General features: G+C 44.4%; 12 protein-coding genes. All 12 read left to right on the forward strand.

Annotated features, from left to right (window positions below; translation table 11 throughout):
- Positions 1-184 precede the first annotated feature (184 nt).
- The gene (locus ACJ8PI_RS03570; protein WP_047568489.1) at positions 185-1,276 is read left to right on the forward strand and encodes a glycosyltransferase family 4 protein; all 1,092 of its coding nucleotides are present in this window, start codon (positions 185-187) and stop codon (positions 1,274-1,276) included.
- A 29-nt stretch (positions 1,277-1,305) separates the two neighbouring features.
- On the forward strand, positions 1,306-2,442 hold the full coding sequence (locus tag ACJ8PI_RS03575; protein ID WP_072021577.1) for a polysaccharide export protein: 1,137 nt from the start codon (positions 1,306-1,308) through the stop codon (positions 2,440-2,442).
- A gap of 10 nt (positions 2,443-2,452) precedes the next feature.
- The gene (locus ACJ8PI_RS03580; RefSeq protein WP_047568487.1) at positions 2,453-2,884 is read left to right on the forward strand and encodes an arsenate reductase/protein-tyrosine-phosphatase family protein; all 432 of its coding nucleotides are present in this window, start codon (positions 2,453-2,455) and stop codon (positions 2,882-2,884) included.
- Positions 2,885-2,899: 15 nt separating this feature from the next.
- A complete protein-coding gene (wzc, locus tag ACJ8PI_RS03585) occupies positions 2,900-5,053 on the forward strand; it encodes a tyrosine-protein kinase Wzc (RefSeq protein ID WP_047571665.1) in 2,154 nt (717 codons plus the stop codon).
- A gap of 99 nt (positions 5,054-5,152) precedes the next feature.
- Positions 5,153-6,217 (forward strand): glycosyltransferase family 4 protein, encoded by a 1,065-nt coding sequence (locus ACJ8PI_RS03590; protein WP_164134073.1) that lies wholly within the window; start codon positions 5,153-5,155, stop codon positions 6,215-6,217.
- A gap of 65 nt (positions 6,218-6,282) precedes the next feature.
- Complete coding sequence (locus ACJ8PI_RS03595) at positions 6,283-7,440, forward strand: glycosyltransferase family 4 protein (protein ID WP_164134167.1); 1,158 nt, start codon at positions 6,283-6,285, stop codon at positions 7,438-7,440.
- A 111-nt stretch (positions 7,441-7,551) separates the two neighbouring features.
- Positions 7,552-8,985 (forward strand): undecaprenyl-phosphate galactose phosphotransferase WbaP, encoded by a 1,434-nt coding sequence (wbaP, locus tag ACJ8PI_RS03600; RefSeq protein ID WP_164134074.1) that lies wholly within the window; start codon positions 7,552-7,554, stop codon positions 8,983-8,985.
- Between the two features lie 94 nt (positions 8,986-9,079).
- The gene (locus tag ACJ8PI_RS03605; RefSeq protein ID WP_047568482.1) at positions 9,080-10,246 is read left to right on the forward strand and encodes a hypothetical protein; all 1,167 of its coding nucleotides are present in this window, start codon (positions 9,080-9,082) and stop codon (positions 10,244-10,246) included.
- Positions 10,247-11,479: 1,233 nt separating this feature from the next.
- Positions 11,480-14,494 carry a DUF4214 domain-containing protein gene (locus tag ACJ8PI_RS03610; protein ID WP_164134075.1) on the forward strand — a complete coding sequence of 1,005 codons (3,015 nt, stop codon included), beginning with the start codon at positions 11,480-11,482 and terminating at the stop codon, positions 14,492-14,494.
- A 389-nt stretch (positions 14,495-14,883) separates the two neighbouring features.
- Positions 14,884-16,656, forward strand: coding sequence for a type I secretion system permease/ATPase (locus ACJ8PI_RS03615; protein ID WP_101427980.1), 1,773 nt, complete (start codon positions 14,884-14,886; stop codon positions 16,654-16,656).
- 52 nt (positions 16,657-16,708) lie between these two features.
- Positions 16,709-18,040: an HlyD family type I secretion periplasmic adaptor subunit gene (locus tag ACJ8PI_RS03620; protein WP_033637755.1), complete on the forward strand. Its 1,332-nt coding sequence runs from the start codon at positions 16,709-16,711 to the stop codon at positions 18,038-18,040.
- 2 nt (positions 18,041-18,042) lie between these two features.
- Complete coding sequence (locus ACJ8PI_RS03625) at positions 18,043-19,419, forward strand: TolC family outer membrane protein (protein WP_016928415.1); 1,377 nt, start codon at positions 18,043-18,045, stop codon at positions 19,417-19,419.
- Positions 19,420-19,556 lie beyond the last annotated feature (137 nt).

Here is a 19,556-nt window from a genome sequence, read left to right on the forward strand (position 1 = left end):
TCAGATGCTCACCATATTCTAGTTGGATGATTTTTCTTGGTCGCTATAGACATAGACGTTTTGTAATATATAAATAAGGACTGCTTTGAGTTTTAGCTAACACAACAAAGTAGTCATTATTTTTTTATGAATGTTGCCTATAAATAAAAACCAAATCGTAGTATAGGTACGGGTAGCCCTGCGTATGAATGATATGATAGAAAGTGATATTAAACTCTTTTCTTCAGCGCTTGACGATTGTCCAGTATGTTTCATTTTCCCCTCCAAAATAGTGGGAGGACATGAGATTATGGCGATAGAACTTATCAAGTTACTGAGGCAGCAAAAAGAATTTAAAAAAAGAAATTTTCTGGCGTATGTTCCTATCGATAATCTAAAAATAAAAAAAACACTGTTTGAAAATGAAATTGCGTACGAATCATTTAAAGCCAATTTATTCAAACCCGAGTTCCTACATGCTCTCTTTAATCCTGTATACGTATCACGCTGCATCAGGTTGCTACGCTCAACCCCAAAGGGAAGTAAAATAATTGTTGTTCAGGGTGATATTCTCCAGGGACTGGGTTACTTTGTCGCGGGGAGATTGCTTAATAAAACTGTGAGTAGTTATATACCATATGCTCATTCTTTCAAGAGAATGGCGGCAAAAGCTGCATGGCTAAAAGATAGTTTTTCAACCTTAGCTTATAGGCTATGTAATAATTATATAACGATATCGAAAGTTTTTGAAAAAGAAATAATAAATAGGAATAGGAAAGCAAAAGTCCTTGTTGTTCATAATTTCGTTGAAAAAACCTCAGCATCTTTCACTGTGCGAGAATTTTGTGTCACTGATGTCGTTAATATTTTCATCATTGGCCGTGTGCAATTTCATCAAAAAGGGCATGATGTATTAGTAGAAGCCCTTTCGGGGATTGGCGAATATCAAATTGCATTGCATGTAGTTGGTGACGGTCCAGATCTAAAAAATTTAAAAAACATGCAGGGAAAATTACCAGACAACATATCGATGGTTTTTCATGGCTGGGCAACCAACTCTTGGGATGTGGCAGAAAAGAACAAGATTGATTTTCTGGTAATACCATCGCTGTTCGAAGGCGTACCGCTTGTCATGCTGGAAGCTTTGGAAAGAAATGTGCCAATCATTGCTGCTGCTAGGGATGGTATGTTAGATTACTTACCTACGGACAGCCTATATGATGTCAGTGGTGATTCTGTGATGGCTCTTCGGAGTAAAATAATCGCTCACATTCGCCAGCGAACGCCAAAAATTTAACTTAAATATTCAGATGGTAGTGATCAATAATGATAAACCCAAAAGTTAAAGCTTTAGCAATCATTGTATACGGAGCTATGTTAACGGGGTGTGCAATTGCACCCGGTCAGCACCTAACAACTGATAGCAAAAATGTTGTTAAACAAGAAGATAGTGACTTTCAGATTGATGAACTAGTTAACATTTACCCTTTGACTCCCTCGCTTATTGCCAAACTTAGACCGGTAAAAGTGGTTGCACAGCCTAACGTATTATTAGAGCAAGCAACGAAGAATTATGAGTACAGAATTGGCGTTGGTGATGTTTTAAACATCACAGTGTGGGATCATCCAGAACTAACTACGCCTGCAGGCCAGTATCGTAGTGCGAGTGATACCGGTAACTGGGTACAATCCGATGGGACCATCTTCTACCCTTACATAGGTAAGGTTAAAGTTTCAGGGAAAACAGCCAGCCAGGTAAGAAGTGAAATCTCTAGTCGTCTGACCCAATATATTGAAAGCCCCCAAGTGGATGTGAATATAGCTGCCTTTAGATCTCAGAAAGCTTATATTACTGGTGAGGTTGAGAAGTCAGGTCAACAGCCAATTACCAATATTCCATTGACAGTATTGGATGCCATTAATGCGGCAGGTGGACTCAGTGCTAATGCCGACTGGCGAAATGTAGTTTTGACACACAATGGTAAAGAGCAAATACTATCACTTCAAAAGTTGATGCAAAATGGTGATTTAACGCAAAATCAGTTGCTCTATCCTGGTGACATCATTTATGTACCACGTAACGATGATTTGAAAGTTTTTGTTATGGGTGAAGTCAAATCCCCGGCGACATTAAAAATGGATCGCAGTGGTATGACCTTAACAGAAGCATTAGGCAATTCTGCTGGCTTGGATCAAAACACTGCTGATGCAACAGGTGTGTTTGTTATTCGACCTCTGCGTGGAACGCAGGGAAAAAAGATTGCGGATATATATCAACTTAATATGGCTGATGCTACCGCTATGGTAATGGGTACTGAATTCCATTTACAGCCTTATGATGTTGTTTATGTTACAGCTGCACCTGTCGTTCGTTGGAACCGTGTCATAGTACAGCTTGCTCCTACAATCTCTAGCTTTAATAATTTAACCGAAGCTAGCTTGCGTATCCGAAACTGGCCGTAGGAATTGAGACATGTTTGATTCAATTTTAATTGTTTGTGTCGGAAACATATGTCGTTCACCTATCGGTGAACGTTTACTAAAGGAGTTGCTTCCTCACAAAGATATTAGCTCTGCAGGCATTTCGGCCTTAGTTGGCAACTCTGCTGATGCTAAAGCCATCAATGTTGCTAATGCACATGGGTTAAGTCTGAATGGGCATGTTGCACGCCAACTAACCACCGAAATGTGCAGGAAAAGCTCACTTATTCTTGTTATGGAACGTAAACACATTGACGCTGTGTGCCAATTCTCACCGGAAGCACGTGGAAAAACGATGCTTTATGGCCATTGGAACGATAGAAAAGAAGTCGTCGACCCCTATCGTAAGAGCGACGAAGTCTTTGAGTTTGTCTATAAGCTGTTAGCTGAGTCAGCGCAGAAATGGGTTAAAGCACTAAATTGATGAATAGAGATGACAATGACTGAAAATAAAAGAGCTGGCACTACTGGCAATGGTCAGGATGACATCGATCTCGGCAGATTATTTGGAATACTAATTGATCATCGTTGGTTGATCATTGGTATAACCCTTTTATTCTCTGTTGTGAGCATGGTATATGTCATATTCGCAACTCCCGTCTATCAATCAGATGCTTTAATTCAGGTTGAAAATAAGGCAGGGAATGCGATACTTAGCGATCTGTCACAAATGATCTCTAATAATGATTCCAGTACTTCATCGACCGAAATAGAATTGATCCAATCTAGGATGGTAGTAGGGAAAACTGTCGATGATCTTGGTCTCGATACTATAGTTTCTGTCAAAAGATTCCCTATTCTTGGTCGCGCCTGGGAGCAGCTAATCTCAGAGAAAGAACCCAAAATTGCACTCTCACGCCTTAATGTACGTGAAGATCTGATTGGTTCGCAGATGGAACTTAAGGTTGTCGATAAAAATAATTATATTCTGTCAGCTGATGATACGGAAATTCTTAAAGGGCAAGTAGGCACACTATCAACATCGGATTATGCTAGTTTACTTGTAACTGATATAGATGCGGTTCCCGAAACGATTTTTTTTGTTGAAAAAGTACACAAGATTAATGCGATAAATACAGTTTTAAAAGCTTTGACTGTTGTGGATAAGGGAAAGGATACCGGCGTTCTTAATCTCAGTTATTTGAGTACTGATCCCGTTCAAGGCAAAAAAGTGCTGCAAAGCATTAGTAATAATTATTTATTGCAAAATGTCGAAAGAAAGTCGGAAGAGGCCGCAAAAAGTCTGGCTTTCTTAAAAGAGCAATTACCAATCGTACGAGAGTCACTAGATACGGCTGAAAACAAGCTGAATCTTTTCAGGCAACAAAACTCTTCTGTCGATCTCTCTCTTGAAGCGAAATCCATGCTGGATACTATCGTATCCACAGAGTCACAGCTCAACGAGCTAACTTTCAAAGAAGCCGAGATATCCAAGCTTTACACTAAAGAGCACCCTGCCTATCGGGCATTGTTAGAAAAGCGTAAAACATTGGAGACAGAGCGAGGTAACTTAAATAAGAAAATTAATGGAATGCCGAAGACTCAGCAGGAGATAATTCGGTTAACACGTGATGTTGATGCAGGTAAAGAAATTTACATGCAGTTATTAAATAAACAGCAAGAATTAAGCATCACCAAAGCGAGTACAGTTGGTAATGTCCGTGTGGTTGATCCTGCAATCACTCAGATCAAACCTGTACAACCACGTACGTTGTTAATTATTATCATTGCAACAATTTTAGGTTTGCTGATATCCGTCAGTATTGTTTTGCTAAAAACAATGTTGCATAAGGGAATCGAAAGCCCAGAGCAGCTTGAACAGGAAGGAATAAACGTATATGCGAGCATTCCGTTTTCTGAATGGCAACAAAAGAAAGATAGAGAGACGTTTGTTCACTATAAAAAACGTCATCAACCAGGCAAAGGTAATCTTCTTTCTACAGAAAACCCTGCAGACCTAGCGATTGAAGCTATTCGAAGTCTTCGTACTAGTTTGCACTTCGCAATGCTTGAGGCAAAAAATAATGCTTTAATGATATCTGGTGCTAGTCCTAATATTGGTAAAACTTTTGTTAGCATTAACTTAGCTGCTGTTATTGCTCAAACAGGGCAAAGGGTTCTTATTATAGATGCCGATATGCGAAAAGGTTATTCGCATAGTTTGCTGGGCTTCGAAGGGACAAATGGTTTATCAGATATTTTAGCTGGGAAAATAGGAATAGAGAGCTCGATAAAGAAAACTGACATAGAAGGAATGGACTTCATTTCTCGTGGCCAGGTTCCACCTAACCCTGCTGAACTATTGATGACCTCGCGCTTTGGAGACCTTGTTGATTGGGCTACTAAAAATTATGATCTCGTGCTTATCGATACGCCTCCGATTTTAGCTGTTACTGATGCAGCTATCATAGGTCACCACGTTGGAACATCTTTAATGGTTGCCAGATTTGCGATGAATACCGTTAAAGAGATCGAAGTAAGTATGAGGCGTTTTGAGCAAAATGGCATTGAAGTTAAAGGTATTATTTTGAATGCTGTTGAGCGACGGGCTACTAACTATTATGATTATTATCAATATGAGTATAAAAGCTAGAGTTTAGTTTTTACATTAGGGTAAGATTTCTTTCTTACCCTAATTTATCACATGCTTTTTCAAAAAGATAATAGTCAAAAATAAGGTGTTTATCTGGTTATGATATATGTCAACGCGAGATTTTTAACGCAAAATCTGACTGGAGTACAGCGATTTGCAGAGCAAATTAGTCTTGAATTTAAGAAAATAAGAAACGATGTTGTATTCCTAGCACCTCCAGATATTTTGAGAGACGAGATAGCATCTAAGCTTAATGTAGTAAAAATCGGAGAGAGAGGAGGGCACTTTTGGGAGCAGATAACCCTTCCTAATTACCTTAAGAATAGTGGAGGAGGACTCCTGATCAATCTTGGTAATACTGGTCCAGTTTTTTATAGAAACCAGATCGTAACACACCACGATGTTACGTATAAAAAATTCCCTCAAAGTTATTCATGGAAGTTTCGCTCTATTTATAACACCTTTATTCCTTTGATGCTAAAGAATAGTCGTGCATTAATAACGGTTAGTGAGTTTTCTAAGGATGAAATTGAGAGTGTTTACCACTATGGAAAAAATAGAATAAATGTCATCTATAATGCATCGAGTGACATTTTCAAAAAAAAATTAACAATCTCTAACTCCCTGGGTCCGAATAAATATTTTTTGGCCGTTTCTTCTCCTAGTTTTCATAAGAATTTTCATGGTTTAATAAAAGCTTTTTCAAAGGCAGAAAACTTTGATGGTTACTCTTTAAAAATAATCGGTAAGAAGAGCAAAAATCTTGGTGGCATAGATTTGGATGAGTTGATCAGGAATTGTAAAAATAAAATTGAATTTCTTGGTCGGGTTTCAGATGAAGAACTCGTTGAACTTTATTCAAACGCATATTCATTCATATTCCCCTCTCTATATGAGGGATTCGGTATTCCTCCTTTGGAAGCGCAAGCATGCGATTGCCCCATTCTGTCATCTAACGCAGCTTCAATGCCCGAAGTTTTGTCGGATAGTGCAATCTTCTTCAATCCTGAAAATGAATCTGAAATTATTAATGCAATGTATATGATAAGAGATAACCCAACGCTTCGTGTTCAGTTAATTGAAAAAGGTCGCGAAAATGTTAAAAGATTTTCTTGGGTTAACTCAGCGCAACAATTGAATACTCTTGTTGATTGCTTAAATTAGAAACTGATCCGTTTAATGTTGCATCAGTTCATCTGAGAATAAATGTTATGACTCAAGGGATTTCTATGTTTCAAGAGAAAATCAACGTCGGAATTGTTGCTGATTGGCTAGTTACGTATGCCGGTGCAGAGAAGGTTATTAAAGAGTTTTTTGAAATTTATCCAGAAGCTGATTTATATTCTGTTGTTGACTTCTTATCTGATGAGTCACGTATTAATTTCAAAGGCAAGAAAGCCAAAACTACGTTTATACAAACTTTGCCAAGGGCGAAGAGATCATACCAAAAATACCTTCCATTAATGCCTCTTGCCATAGAGCAACTAGATGTTTCTAATCACAATGTTATTCTGTCTAGTTCACATGCTGTATCAAAAGGGGTACTCACAGGCCCTGACCAAATGCATATTTGTTATGTTCATTCACCAATTCGCTATGCGTGGGATTTACAGCACCAGTATTTAAAAGAGTCTGGTTTAGACCGCGGGTTGAAGGGAATGCTTGCAAAATGGTTGCTACATAAAATTAGGATTTGGGACTGCAGAACGACTAATGGCGTTGACCATTTTGTGGCAAACTCTCAATTTATTGCTCGCAGAATAAAAAAAGTATACGGACGTGATGCAGATGTCATTTATCCGCCTGTGGATGTCGAGCGTTTCAACTTCTGCTCAGAGAAAGAAGATTATTATGTCACCGCATCACGCCTCGTACCTTATAAAAGAGTCGATCTTATTGTTGATGCATTCAGTGGCATGCCAGATAAAAAGTTGGTTGTGATTGGTGATGGTAGTGAGATGAAAAAAATAAAGTCGAAAGCAGCCGGAAATGTTGAAATTCTGGGCTATCAAACCAATGATGTAATGCAAAAATATATGGAAAGGGCTCGTGCATTTATTTTTGCAGCGGAAGAAGATTTCGGTATTACTCCAGTAGAAGCCCAGGCTTGTGGCACTCCTGTGATTGCTTACGGAAAAGGTGGGTCTCTCGAAACGGTAAGGCCGTTTGGAGTTATGCACCCAACGGGTATTCTATTTGATCAGCAAACGCCTCAATCTGTGATAGCTGCTGTCCAGCATTTTGAAAAAATAAAAGATAACTTTGTTGCTGAAGATTGTCGAAATCATGCGATGAAATTTTCAAGTGAACGTTTCAAGAAGGAAATGGGTGAATATATCTCATCCAAATGGGAACAGTTTGAAGAAAGCAAGAAAATTGTATACTAATTTATTATGGTGGGCTCTCGAATAGAATGCATTAGCTGAGATAAATGTAGTGTTTTATTTTGTTCGAGTTTTCATAAGGCGATTAAGGCCATTCAGGAATGGGTAAAACTGATGAAAAGAAATAATATATTTTTTGGGGGGGCTTTCCCAAAAGTATTTCTTGCTGCGGCTGATTTGTTGTTTTTTAATTTAGCAATTGTTTTTGCTTATTTTATTGTGTGTTTTGTGTTTGATAACGTGTCTGTTTTTATTCCTGCGAACGAAATGAATATGAGGTTTTTATCTCATTTCTTTCTTTCTGTCATTTGCATAGGATGGTTTTGGACTCGACTCAGACACTATTCTTACCGGAAGCCTTTTTGGTTTGAATTGAAAGAAATTATAAGAACATTACTAATTTTCGCGGTTCTAGATCTGGCATTAGTTGCATTCTCAAAATGGAACTTTTCTCGGTTACTATGGTTGGTTACTTGGACGCTGATCCTTGTTGCCGTTCCGCTAGGTCGTAGCTTAGCCAAACACATTCTGAATAAACTTAATTTGTGGAAAAAAAACACTATCATCATTGGGTCTGGCCGTAACGCATTTGAGGCATATGCTGCTTTACAAAGTGAAGAAGTGTTAGGATTCAACGTTTCCGCGTTTGTGTGCACAGATTCACCATGTGAAAGAGAATATAATGGTATTCCTGTAATTAATAGTGAAAAGGAATTATGGGAAATTGCAGACATAGAAAATACTCAATTCATTGTGGCTCTCGAATTTGAGCAACATAACTTGCGTGATTGGTGGCTAAAAAATCTAGCAAAACACAATTGTCGTTCAGTATCTGTCATTCCTACTTTACGAGGAGTACCCCTTTACGGTACTGACATGTCATTTATTTTTAGTCATGAAGTGATGATTCTTAGGGTCAGCAATAATTTAGCAAAGCGCTCATCGCGTTTTCTTAAACGTATCTTTGATATTTTCGGTTCATTTGCAATAATGCTTGTTTTGTCACCAGTACTGCTATTCTTAGCTTATACTGTATCACGTGATGGCGGAAAGCCAATCTATGGTCATGAAAGAATTGGCCGTGACGGAAGAAAATTCAAGTGTTTAAAGTTCCGTTCAATGGTTGTAAATTCGCAAGAAGTCTTGGCTGAATTACTTGCTAATGATCCGGTGGCACGTGAAGAATGGGATAAAGATTTTAAACTAAAAAATGATCCGCGTATTACTAAGATAGGTTCTTTCATACGTAAAACCAGTCTTGATGAACTTCCACAACTTTGGAATGTTTTTATTGGCGAAATGAGTTTGGTTGGACCGCGACCTATAGTTGAGGCAGAGCTTGAGCGCTATGCAGGCGATGTTGATTACTATTTGATGGCGAAACCTGGCATGACGGGACTATGGCAAGTTAGTGGACGTAATGATATTGATTATGATACCCGAGTCTATTTTGATGCATGGTACGTCAAGAATTGGGCACTATGGAACGATATCGCTATCCTTTTTAAAACTATTAATGTCGTGCTTAAAAAAGATGGCGCTTATTAAGTGATTTGAGTTTATATGCACTTGCGTTTATCCGTTAAGTGCATATTTTTATAACGATTTTAACCTGTCATAAGTTTCTAAGAAAGGAAATATGATGACAATAGTGTCTGAGAATGTACTTCTTGAGAACAGTAAGTGTAGTGAGTCTTTTTATCTAAAAACCTTACGGTGGTTAATAGCACTATTTATAATTGCAAGCCCTTTAAGTCCCTTTGTTGCTAATACGACGATTTATTTGTGGATTCCGCTAGTATTTTTTGATTATCAATATATAAGATCTTTCAGGGCGGTCTCAAAGGCTGTCTTGCTTTGTGTCTTTATTTGGTTAAGCATGTGTTTTTTATTCTTTAGATATGATTTGGCGCTTAAGTCTTTTGTTCTTATCTTGGGGGTATCTTATCTAGTCAAAGTAGGAACACCTATTACCAATAAAGTTTATTGTTGCATGTTAATATCGATAGTATGGTGTGTAATACAATTCATTGCATATCAGATTAATCCCTCTTATTCTGCTGCGATTGGCCCAGGCTCCATATCGAAGTTTTTCTGGGGCGAGTTTGCAACGATGACTTTTACGAATCAATACACGCTTTTCCTGTTTCCCCGCATGTCAGGTTTATCACGAGAGGCGGGTTTTTTTGCTTCTCTGCTAATTATTTCTTTCATGATACGCACTAGGGATAATAAACTCAATTTTATCGAGAAATCACTTTTTCTTCTTGGTTATCTTTTCAGTCTCTCGAAATCTTCGATTACACTAGTTCTCTTCTTTATTCTTTACCCGATGAGAAAATTATTGAGAAAGGTCCCAGTTATTGTCACCTTTATCGGGTTTATTGTCATTTTCGTGTCACTAGCGCAATTTTTAAATATTGGGGCACCGAGCTACTTTATGGTTAATGACTCCATAGCTCACCGCTTATCAGCATCATATCTTATGCTCCATATGAACATTGGCAATCTTCTCTATGGCTGCAACACAGAGTACAATTGCATTGTAGACTACCAGCCCCTGGTCGGTTACCTTACTGATCAAGGTCTAATTCCTGCTGTTGGATTGTCCGGGTTAATTATGGACATGGGGTTACTTGGATTTGTTGGAGTGATATTTGCTTTTTTGATACTTAAACTGGATAGTTATGATGTTGCTATTGTAGCTATATTTACAGCAACGGTTTCTTTCTTTACGGTTGACAGTTTTATAATACTTACTTATTTTTATATCATAACTAATCATAAAGGGAAAAATAATTTTGAATAGTATTGTAAGATTGGTTGCTCAATGTTATTTAACGCTTGATCATGTTTGAAAATAAAATTATGTAAAGCTTGCCCCTCTTGAATACTGAGGGGTTATTTTTCGATAACGATTTTCTCAGCTATAAGTATTTTTTAGTGGGGCTTGACTTCGTGCCATTTTCATATGCTAATTAATCCCGTTATTTCGAAATAAATCCACTATCATCATCATCCTTGATACTGTGTGAAATTCTGCCGTTTGGCAATCCTAAGCTCTTCAACATCTCCTGCCACATCATCATCTTTCAGGGATTCCGTAGATCTTTGTGGCTTGAATATCCCAGTCTAAATTCAGTGTCCAACACGTCACCATAAACATCCCGTTCTATACAGACCCCAAACCCCAAACCCCAGTATTAAACTAATTTACTTAGTGCTGGTCTTTCCTGACTCATCCATTGCCATGATGCTATGCTTACATCTTTGGCTTAATTCCTTCTTGACAATAGTTTACAATAATTCCTTATAGTTAATTTCCACTATTCGTGACGTAGATAGATGTAAATGCATGGACATTTGTCGCGGAATATAGAGGCTATGTAGAGCGAATTTCCCTCGCATCACGCAGGCTCTGCCAGTGACAGATGATCTTTTTTGAATCTGGCGATGTCTAAAGCCGAACCTGACATTCGTCCTTCTGCGGCTGATTTTTGCCTTCGAGTCATAATAGGCGCTGTCGTTTTGTTTCCTCATTGCTCATAAACCTTTTCCAATTGTTATATATGGCTAGGTTTCTTTTGGCTGACACACCTCGTTGTAAGAGAGAAGAAGAAATTTAGTACCTCTGTCCACCCAAGGATTGTTCTTCATACTAGATATTTTCATTAATAATATTTCCACGTTCTGTTTTAATAAATGTTTTTACGATGCCTTGTAGTTAATTTCATAATATATAATATTTTTAATTATGTGGGCTGAGCTTATTTTTTAGAATGAGGTCAGACACGGTTTGTTCTTTATTTTTTTTGTATGTGTCTGTTTTATTTGATTTTGTTCTGTTTTTATGTCGTTCTGTTAATTGTTGACTCTCTTTTTTAATTATCGTGAAATACGTTATTATCTTTTTGATTTTATATAGGAAATTTATTATTTTTAATTCTTGACAGCAAAAAGAAGCTGTACTTAACTTAAACTGTTAATCGTGGTTGTCTTTTTTGTTCTTTATCGTCCATCATATTGAATGATTGGGGGTTTTATGGCTTCTTTAGCAGTTCAAACAAATGTTGTTGCGATGTATTACGCTATACTGGGTCAGAAACCCAGTGGGGCTTTTTTTGACATTCAGGGCCAAAATATCCAGTATGGCCTGCAAACAACGAGTGATTTTGTTAACTCTGTACTGACATCACCCGATGGGCAAGCTCTTTATGCCGGGAAATCGGATTCCGATATTTTAACTGCCGTATATACCAAGGCTTATGGTGTTGCTCCTACAGCAGCTGTTCTGTCGGGGTATTTGACTAACGGTAACACGGTGGCGCAAAATATTGCATCACTTACTATTAGCCTGGTTACTTATAACGGGTTTGATAGTACTTTATTATCTCAGCAGCAAGCTTTTCAACAAATTTTGAATACTGCTCTCTATGCGGGAGATGGTGCTGCGACAGGTTTAGGGGGGACTACAGTTAAAGGGATTGCTTATATCATGGGGACTTACCCCACTGATGCTATCTTGCAATCCATTGGCACTGGGATCAACGGGGGCACAGCGACTGAAACTGACGCTGCAACTGCTTTACTGCAACTTCGTCCTGGCTTGATTACTGCTACTGCAACTAATTTTGTCAAAAGTATTTTTAAAGCTGGCTATTTACGTGATCCAACGGCTACTGAGCTTAATACCTATCTTAATGAACTCTCATCTGGGGCTAGTAGAGCTCAAGTGATTGTTAATGTATATGACACATTGAAAGCTATAACATCGGGTTCCGATTTAGCTGCCAAGCAAAAACTTGTGCTTAGTTCTCCAAGTTATAATGATGGTTATTTGCCGGCAAGCATGACCAACAAAGAGCAACTTGCATCTCTTTACTTATCTGTTTTTGATCGCCAAATTGATGCACTGGGGTTGAGCAGCTATACAAGGCAACTGGAGCGAGGAGCAAAAAATTACGACGGGATCATTAAAGAATTTTTGGTTTCTCGTGAATTTGGCATTCATTTCCCTAAAGGCATTACTTTAAGCGACTATATTCAGCTGATTTATACTGATGTGCACGGCGTTGCCGGTACTGCCGCACAGCTCGCGCCGTATATTGCTCTGGGCACGGATAAAACGGCTATCACGTTGGCCATCATAAACGACCTCCGCAACTCAACGGCCACTGACGCCACGACTGTAACCCAGCAGCATGGTTTTGAATACGATATCGGTACCAGCCTGCTGTACAAAACCGCGGCGTCTCTGACGGCAACGGCCGCCGGCGGCAACGCGACAGGCACCGTCAACACTGGCGCATCTCACCAAATTAGCAATGCCGAAACGGCAGTGTTGACGGATGTGCAACTGAACGCCAATGCCGCCAGCATCGTGAACCTGAAGTTCGCCGATCACCTGGCGAATCTGACCATCAACGGCACCAGCGCAGCAACGGTCAACCTGTCTGACAACGGTGTTAACCCCGGTGTCGATATTACCGTTAACAATGGCAACGTGATTCTGAACGCCAGTTCCGGGAATGATGATGTCATCGTAACGTCGACGGCCAATATCGCCACGGGCACCGGCGACTTTAACCTTGGCAACGGCAACGACTCGCTGAAATGGGCGGGGAATGCGGCAACCGGCGCAGCCAACACCGTCGGCGCCGGCATCTCCGCTAATGGCGGCGCGGGTACGGACTCCATCTCCGCCAACTTCATCACCAAAACCGTGGTGACCAACCAAAACGCCCTGGGCGTTCGTACCAGCACCGTGACCAGCAACGCCAACAACTTCTCGAACTTCGAGCAGATCGACCTGACCGGCTATATCGGCAAGTCCGTCGGCACGCTGATTACGACGCCGCTGATCGGTTCACCGACTACCACCAGCGTGACCACGCCAAACAACACCTTTGACTTTGGCCTGACCAACGGCACGTCCACGGTCGAAGGCACCACCGGCGGCACGGTTACGCAGAACGCAGCGGCCACCAATCTGGGCACTCAGGGGTTTGTGGTCTCCGGTCTGGCTAACGTCAACGTCATCAACGCCGCCGGCGGCAACGCCGCGCAGTTGGCAGTGAAAGGGGACGCGACCGCTGCCAGCACGCTGAACTTCACCTTTGTCCAGAACGCCACCAATCACTTCGACATCAACTTCGATGCGGTGAGTTCCGCCAATGTGAACGCCGGTGCCATCACCCTCAACAGCAGCAGCAGCCTGATTGGCGGTACTGCATTGAGTACAGTTAACGTGGCCTCGGGCGGTACCGGCAGCTTTGACAATATTCTGTCATTGGCCGGCACCAATGCGCAGGTTCAGACCATCAACGTGACCGGTGATCACGCGCTGGATCTGACGGTGGGCAGCGGTTTCAGCAACGTGCGTGATATCAATGCGTCCACCAATACAGCGGGGCTGAATCTCGACTCCAGCCATGGCGGTACCGGTGACGGTATCATCATTCAGTTGCTGAACATTCTGCCGCTGAGCGTTGTCACCACCAACCTGTTGGCACCGGTGTTGACGGCGTTGGGCCTGAACGGTTACCAAATGACCGTAGAAGGCTCCAGTGCTGCCGATACTCTGGGCGTGATTGGCAACACCACGCTGACCGGCGGCGCAGGTGCCAACACCTACGACATCAAAGCCAGTAACACGCAGGCGGGTGTGACCATCAAGGACTTTAATAGCCTCAAGGACTCGATTGTCGACGTGAACCATGGCGGCCTGACTATCTCCGATGACGCCAGCGGCACCGCGGTAGCGAACTACGGTACGCGTTCTGCCGACACGTTGGATGCATTGTTGGGGACACTGGTGGGCGGTTTGACCAATGGCGTTATCGGCCTGCTGGGCGGTATTCTTGGCCTGGATAGCAGCAACTCGCTGACGTCGAAAGTGGGTGTGGCATCCGTTGTATTCAGCGGTGGCGGTAACACTGCCAGCTCTTACGTGATTATCGACAACAACGATAACCACTCGCTGGACCTCAACGATACCGTGGTATACCTGACTGGGCAAAACCACCAGCAATTGGTGGATACGCTGCACTACGCGTAAGTATGAATTCCAGTGGGTTATAATTCCCATTGAAACTGTTAGTCAATAAAGAATACGGGGTGTATAAACACCCCGTATTCTTTGAAATTTGTGAACTACGTCATTATCTCTAATTTATTCCCTTTCGTACTAAACCCGCTTTGCCCCGCCTGTAATTTACCTCACTGTTTTCATTTGTTTTTTTCTGTGGTTTGTGATGCGATTTTTTTTGCTTACGGCCTTGCTGGTATCCGCTTTCTCTACCTATAGTTAGGAAAAGTATCTGCAGTCTCGAGCATGTCTGGGGTGGGGTTATTTAGGATTTATTTTATTTTTCCCTTTTTAGGATTTTCCTTATAAGAGTCCAATGCGGATTTTGACTGACAGTGCACATGATGTAAGGGCAGAAAGTGAACCAATTTATACCGCGCAATGAAATTGCGGATGTTATACGGACTCGCAGCAAGGTTTTCTGGACCGTTGGCATATTTACCGCATTTATTAATTTATTAATGCTAGTTCCTTCTATCTATATGCTCCAGGTTTATGACCGGGTGCTTCCTTCTCGCAATGAAATCACGCTGTTGATGCTGACGCTGATCATGCTGGGCATGTTCGGCATGATGTCGCTGTTGGAATACGTGCGCAGCATGGTGGTGATCCGTATCGGCAGCCAGCTGGATATGCGGCTCAACACGCGAGTCTATACCGCGGCCTACGAGGCGAATCTGAAAAACGGCTCGTCTGATGCCGGCCAGATGCTGAGCGATTTGACCAATCTGCGCCAATTCCTCACCGGCAGCGCGCTGTTCGCCTTCTTTGATGCGCCGTGGTTTCCAATCTATCTGTTGGTGATATTCCTCTTTAACCCTTGGTTGGGGCTTTTCGCTCTGGTCGGTGCGCTGTTGCTGATCGCATTGGCGGTGATCAACGAAATGGTGTCGAAAAAGCCGCTGGCGGAAGCCAGCAAGCTGTCGATTATGTCCGGGACGCTGGCCAGCACCAATCTGCGCAATGCCGAAGTGATCGAAGCTTTGGGGATGTTGCCCAACCTGAAACGCCGGTGGTTCGGTCTGCACCAGCGGTTCTTGAACAGTCAGCGCATCGCCAGCGAACGCGCATCGCGGGTCACGTCGATCACCAAGTTTGTGCGCATGTCGCTGCAATCATTGGTGCTGGGGCTGGGGGGCTGGCTGGCGATCGATGGGCACATCACGCCCGGTATGATGATCGCCGGTTCCATTCTGATGGGGCGAACCCTGGCGCCGATTGAGCAGGTTATTAACGTCTGGAAGAGCTACAGCGCGGCGAAGCTTTCTTATGGCCGGTTGGTCAAGCTGCTGGAAACGCATCCGCAACGGGGTACCGGCATGTCCTTGCCGCGCCCGGAAGGGGTGCTGGCCGTAGAAGGCGTCACCGCCACGCCGCCGGGATCCCAAGGCGATGCGGTATTGCATAACGTGAGTTTTACCATCCAACCCGGTGACGTGCTGGGGATCATTGGCCCGAGCGCATCGGGGAAATCGACGCTGGCGCGTTTGCTGGTCGGCATTTGGCCGGTCAGCGAAGGGATTGTTCGGTTGGATAATGCCGACATCTATCAGTGGAACAAGGATGAGTTGGGGCCGTATATCGGCTATCTGCCACAGGACATTGAGCTGTTTGCCGGGACTATCGCCGAGAATATCGCCCGCTTTAACGATATCGACTCAGAGAAAGTCATTGAAGCCGCCAAGCTGGCCGGCGTGCACGAACTGATCCTGCGTTTCCCTAACGGCTACGATTCGGTGCTTGGCAGCGGTGGCGCTGGGCTGTCCGGTGGACAGAAACAGCGTATCGGCCTGGCGCGCGCATTGTATGGCGACCCTTCGCTGGTGGTATTGGATGAGCCTAACTCCAACCTGGATGATGCGGGCGAGAAAGCGTTGAACCAGGCCATTATGTTCCTCAAGCAACGTAATAAAACGGTGGTTCTGATTACCCATCGCACCAATTTGCTGTCGATGACCAGCAAGCTGTTGCTCCTGGTTAATGGCAACGTCAACGCATTCGGCCCGACTCAACAAGTGCTTCAGGCGTTAGCCAATGCGCAAAAAGCGCAGGCGCAACCGCCTCAGCAAGCGGTGAGGGCGGTAAATTCCGAGCCGGATGAAGGCAATATCCCGAAAACGCAAATTAATTAAGCCGTGAATTGCCTGGCGGCTTTATTGCCGTCCGCAGTTTAAAGGAGTTGGTATGTCGACGCACATTGGCGAGCCGCAAGACTCGTATATTGAAGAGATCCCGCAGGATGAACGGCGGTTTACCCGGATGGGCTGGCTGGTGGTGGGAATTGGTCTGTTCGGATTTTTGGCCTGGGCAGCGTTCGCGCCTCTGGATAAAGGGGTGGCATCGCCGGGATCGGTAACCGTTTCCGGCAACCGCAAAACGGTGCAGGCCCCGGCCAGCGGCATCATCAAGAATATCGCGGTGAAAGACGGCGACAAGGTGAAAGCCGGTGAAGTCCTGGTGCAGTTGAGCCAGGTGCAGGCACAGGCGCAGGTCGATTCCCTGCGCGACCAGTACTACACCACGCTGGCCACCGAAGGGCGTTTACTCGCCGAGCGCGACGGTCTGAGCAACGTCACTTTTTCCCCTATTTTTGCCCAGATCAAAACTCAGCCGCGCGTGGCTGAAATCATCGCGTTGCAAACGCAGCTGTTTGCCTCCCGCCGCCAGGGGCTGCAAAGTGAAATTGACGGTTATAAGCAGTCGATGGACGGGATTCGTTTCCAATTGAAAGGCCTGCAGGATTCGCGCGCCAACAAGCAGATTCAACTTTCCAGCCTGCGTGAGCAGATGAACAGCATGAAGCAACTGGCGGCGGACGGCTACCTGCCGCGCAACCGCTACCTGGAAGTGCAGCGTCAGTTTGCCGAGGTGAACAGCAGCATCGATGAAACCGTCGGGCGGATTGGCCAGCTGCAAAAGCAGCTGCAGGAATCTCAGCAGCGTATCGATCAGCGTTTCGCCGACTATCAGCGCGAGGTCAGAACGCAACTGGCGCAAACCCAAATGGACGCCAGCGAGTTTCGCAATAAGCTGCAAATGGCCGATTTCGATCTGGGCAACACTGCCATCACCTCACCGGTGGACGGCACCGTGGTCGGATTGAATATCTTCACTCAGGGGGGCGTCGTGGGAGCGGGTGACCACCTGATGGACGTTGTACCCAGCCAGGCGACATTGGTGGTGGATTCTCGCCTCAAAGTCGACCTGATCGACAAGGTGTACAACGGGTTGCCGGTGGATCTGATGTTTACCGCCTTCAACCAGAACAAAACCCCGAAAATTCCGGGAACGGTCACGTTGGTTTCCGCCGATCGCCTGGTCGACAAAGCCAACGGCGAGCCTTACTACCAGATGCAGGTCACGGTCTCGCCGGAGGGCATGAAGATGCTCAGTGGCGAGGACATCAAGCCGGGGATGCCGGTGGAGGTGTTCGTGAAAACGGGATCGCGCTCGCTGCTGAGCTATCTGTTTAAACCTATTTTGGATCGCGCTCATACTTCATTAACCGAGGAATAATTTTGATTCAATCAAAACGACAGGCTGCCGGTCTGGTTATCGGCACCCTTTTGTTTGCGATATCTGCGCCGGTTTATTCGATAGGGATTTTAGACGCATATTCGCTGGCATTAGAAAAGGACCCGACTTTCCGGGCGGCTATAAAAGAGAAAGAAGCTGGAGATGAGAACGAAAACATCGGCAGGGCGGGGCTGCTGCCGAAAGTGTCGCTGAACTATCAGAATTCGCCGCGCAACTGGCAGACGCAAAAATATCCGCAGAGCGACTTTTTCGGCAATGTTTCGGAGGTCACCCGGCGGCAGCAATATCGCAGTTATTCCAGCTCGATCACGCTGACGCAGCCGCTGTTCGATTATGAAGCGTACGCGCGCTACAAAGCCGGCGTCGCGCAGACGATGATGTCGGACGAGCGCTATCGCGGTAAGTTGCTGGATCTTGCGGTTAGGGTGATTAACGCCTATGTCGAAGTGGCCTATTCCAAGGATCAAATCGCGTTGGCCGAAGCGCAAAAGGCGGCTTACAAGGAACAGCTGACCTTGAACGATCGCCTGATGAGCGCCGGTGAAGGCACCATTACCGACGTATCGGAAACCCAGGCGCGCTACAGCCTGGCCGAAGCGCAGGTCATCGAAGCGCGCGATGCGCTGGATGCCGCGCAGCGCGAATTGGAAGTGATTATCGGCATGCCGCTGAACCAGCTGGATGAATTGCAGGTGTTGCGGCCGGGCAAGTTCAAGGTGGCGCCGCTGATCCCGTCCAAGTTTGAAGAGTGGCAAAAGATCGCGCTGGAGAATAACCCGGTGCTGGCCGCCTCGCGTCATGGCGTGGATGCCGCCAAGTATGACGTTGAAAGGAATCGGGCGGGCTTTATGCCGCAGGTTCAGCTGTATGCTTCGCATTCGGAAAACGACTCCAGCAGCGATAACACGGTTAACCAGAAATATCGCACCGACAGCATCGGCGTGCAGGTCAGCATGCCTATTTATTCCGGCGGCGGCGTTTCGGCGTCGACCCGGCAGGCGGCGGCGCGCTATGGCCAGGCGATGTATGAGATGGATGCGCAGACGGGCACCACGCTCAACGATCTGCGCAAGCAGTACAATCTGTGCATCAGCAGCCGCGCCAAGGTGGCGGCCTATGAGCTGGCGGTACAATCGGCCACCACACAGGTGACGGCGACCCGGCAAAGCGTGCTGGCCGGGCAACGTGTCAACGTTGACGTGCTCAACGCCGAACAGCAGCTCTATAGCGCCCAGCGCGATCTGGCCTCCGCCAAGTACGCCTACATCAAGTCGTGGATTACCTTGCTGAGCGACTCCGGTACGTTGGATGAAAAAGATGTTATGCGGGTAGCGCAGTATTTTGCCCGCAGTCGCTAGCAACATATTCACTATGAGCATTAATCTGAAAGAGCAGCACTATGCTGCTCTTTTTTGCGTTAATACGTTATGTTATTGGCTGGTAGTTCCTTCTGTATTTATACTTGCCTGGTTTATTTTTATACATAATTTTCTGT

Source organism: Serratia sp. CY82433, from assembly GCF_052166535.1.
Taxonomy (GTDB): Bacteria; Pseudomonadota; Gammaproteobacteria; order Enterobacterales; family Enterobacteriaceae; genus Serratia; species Serratia sarumanii.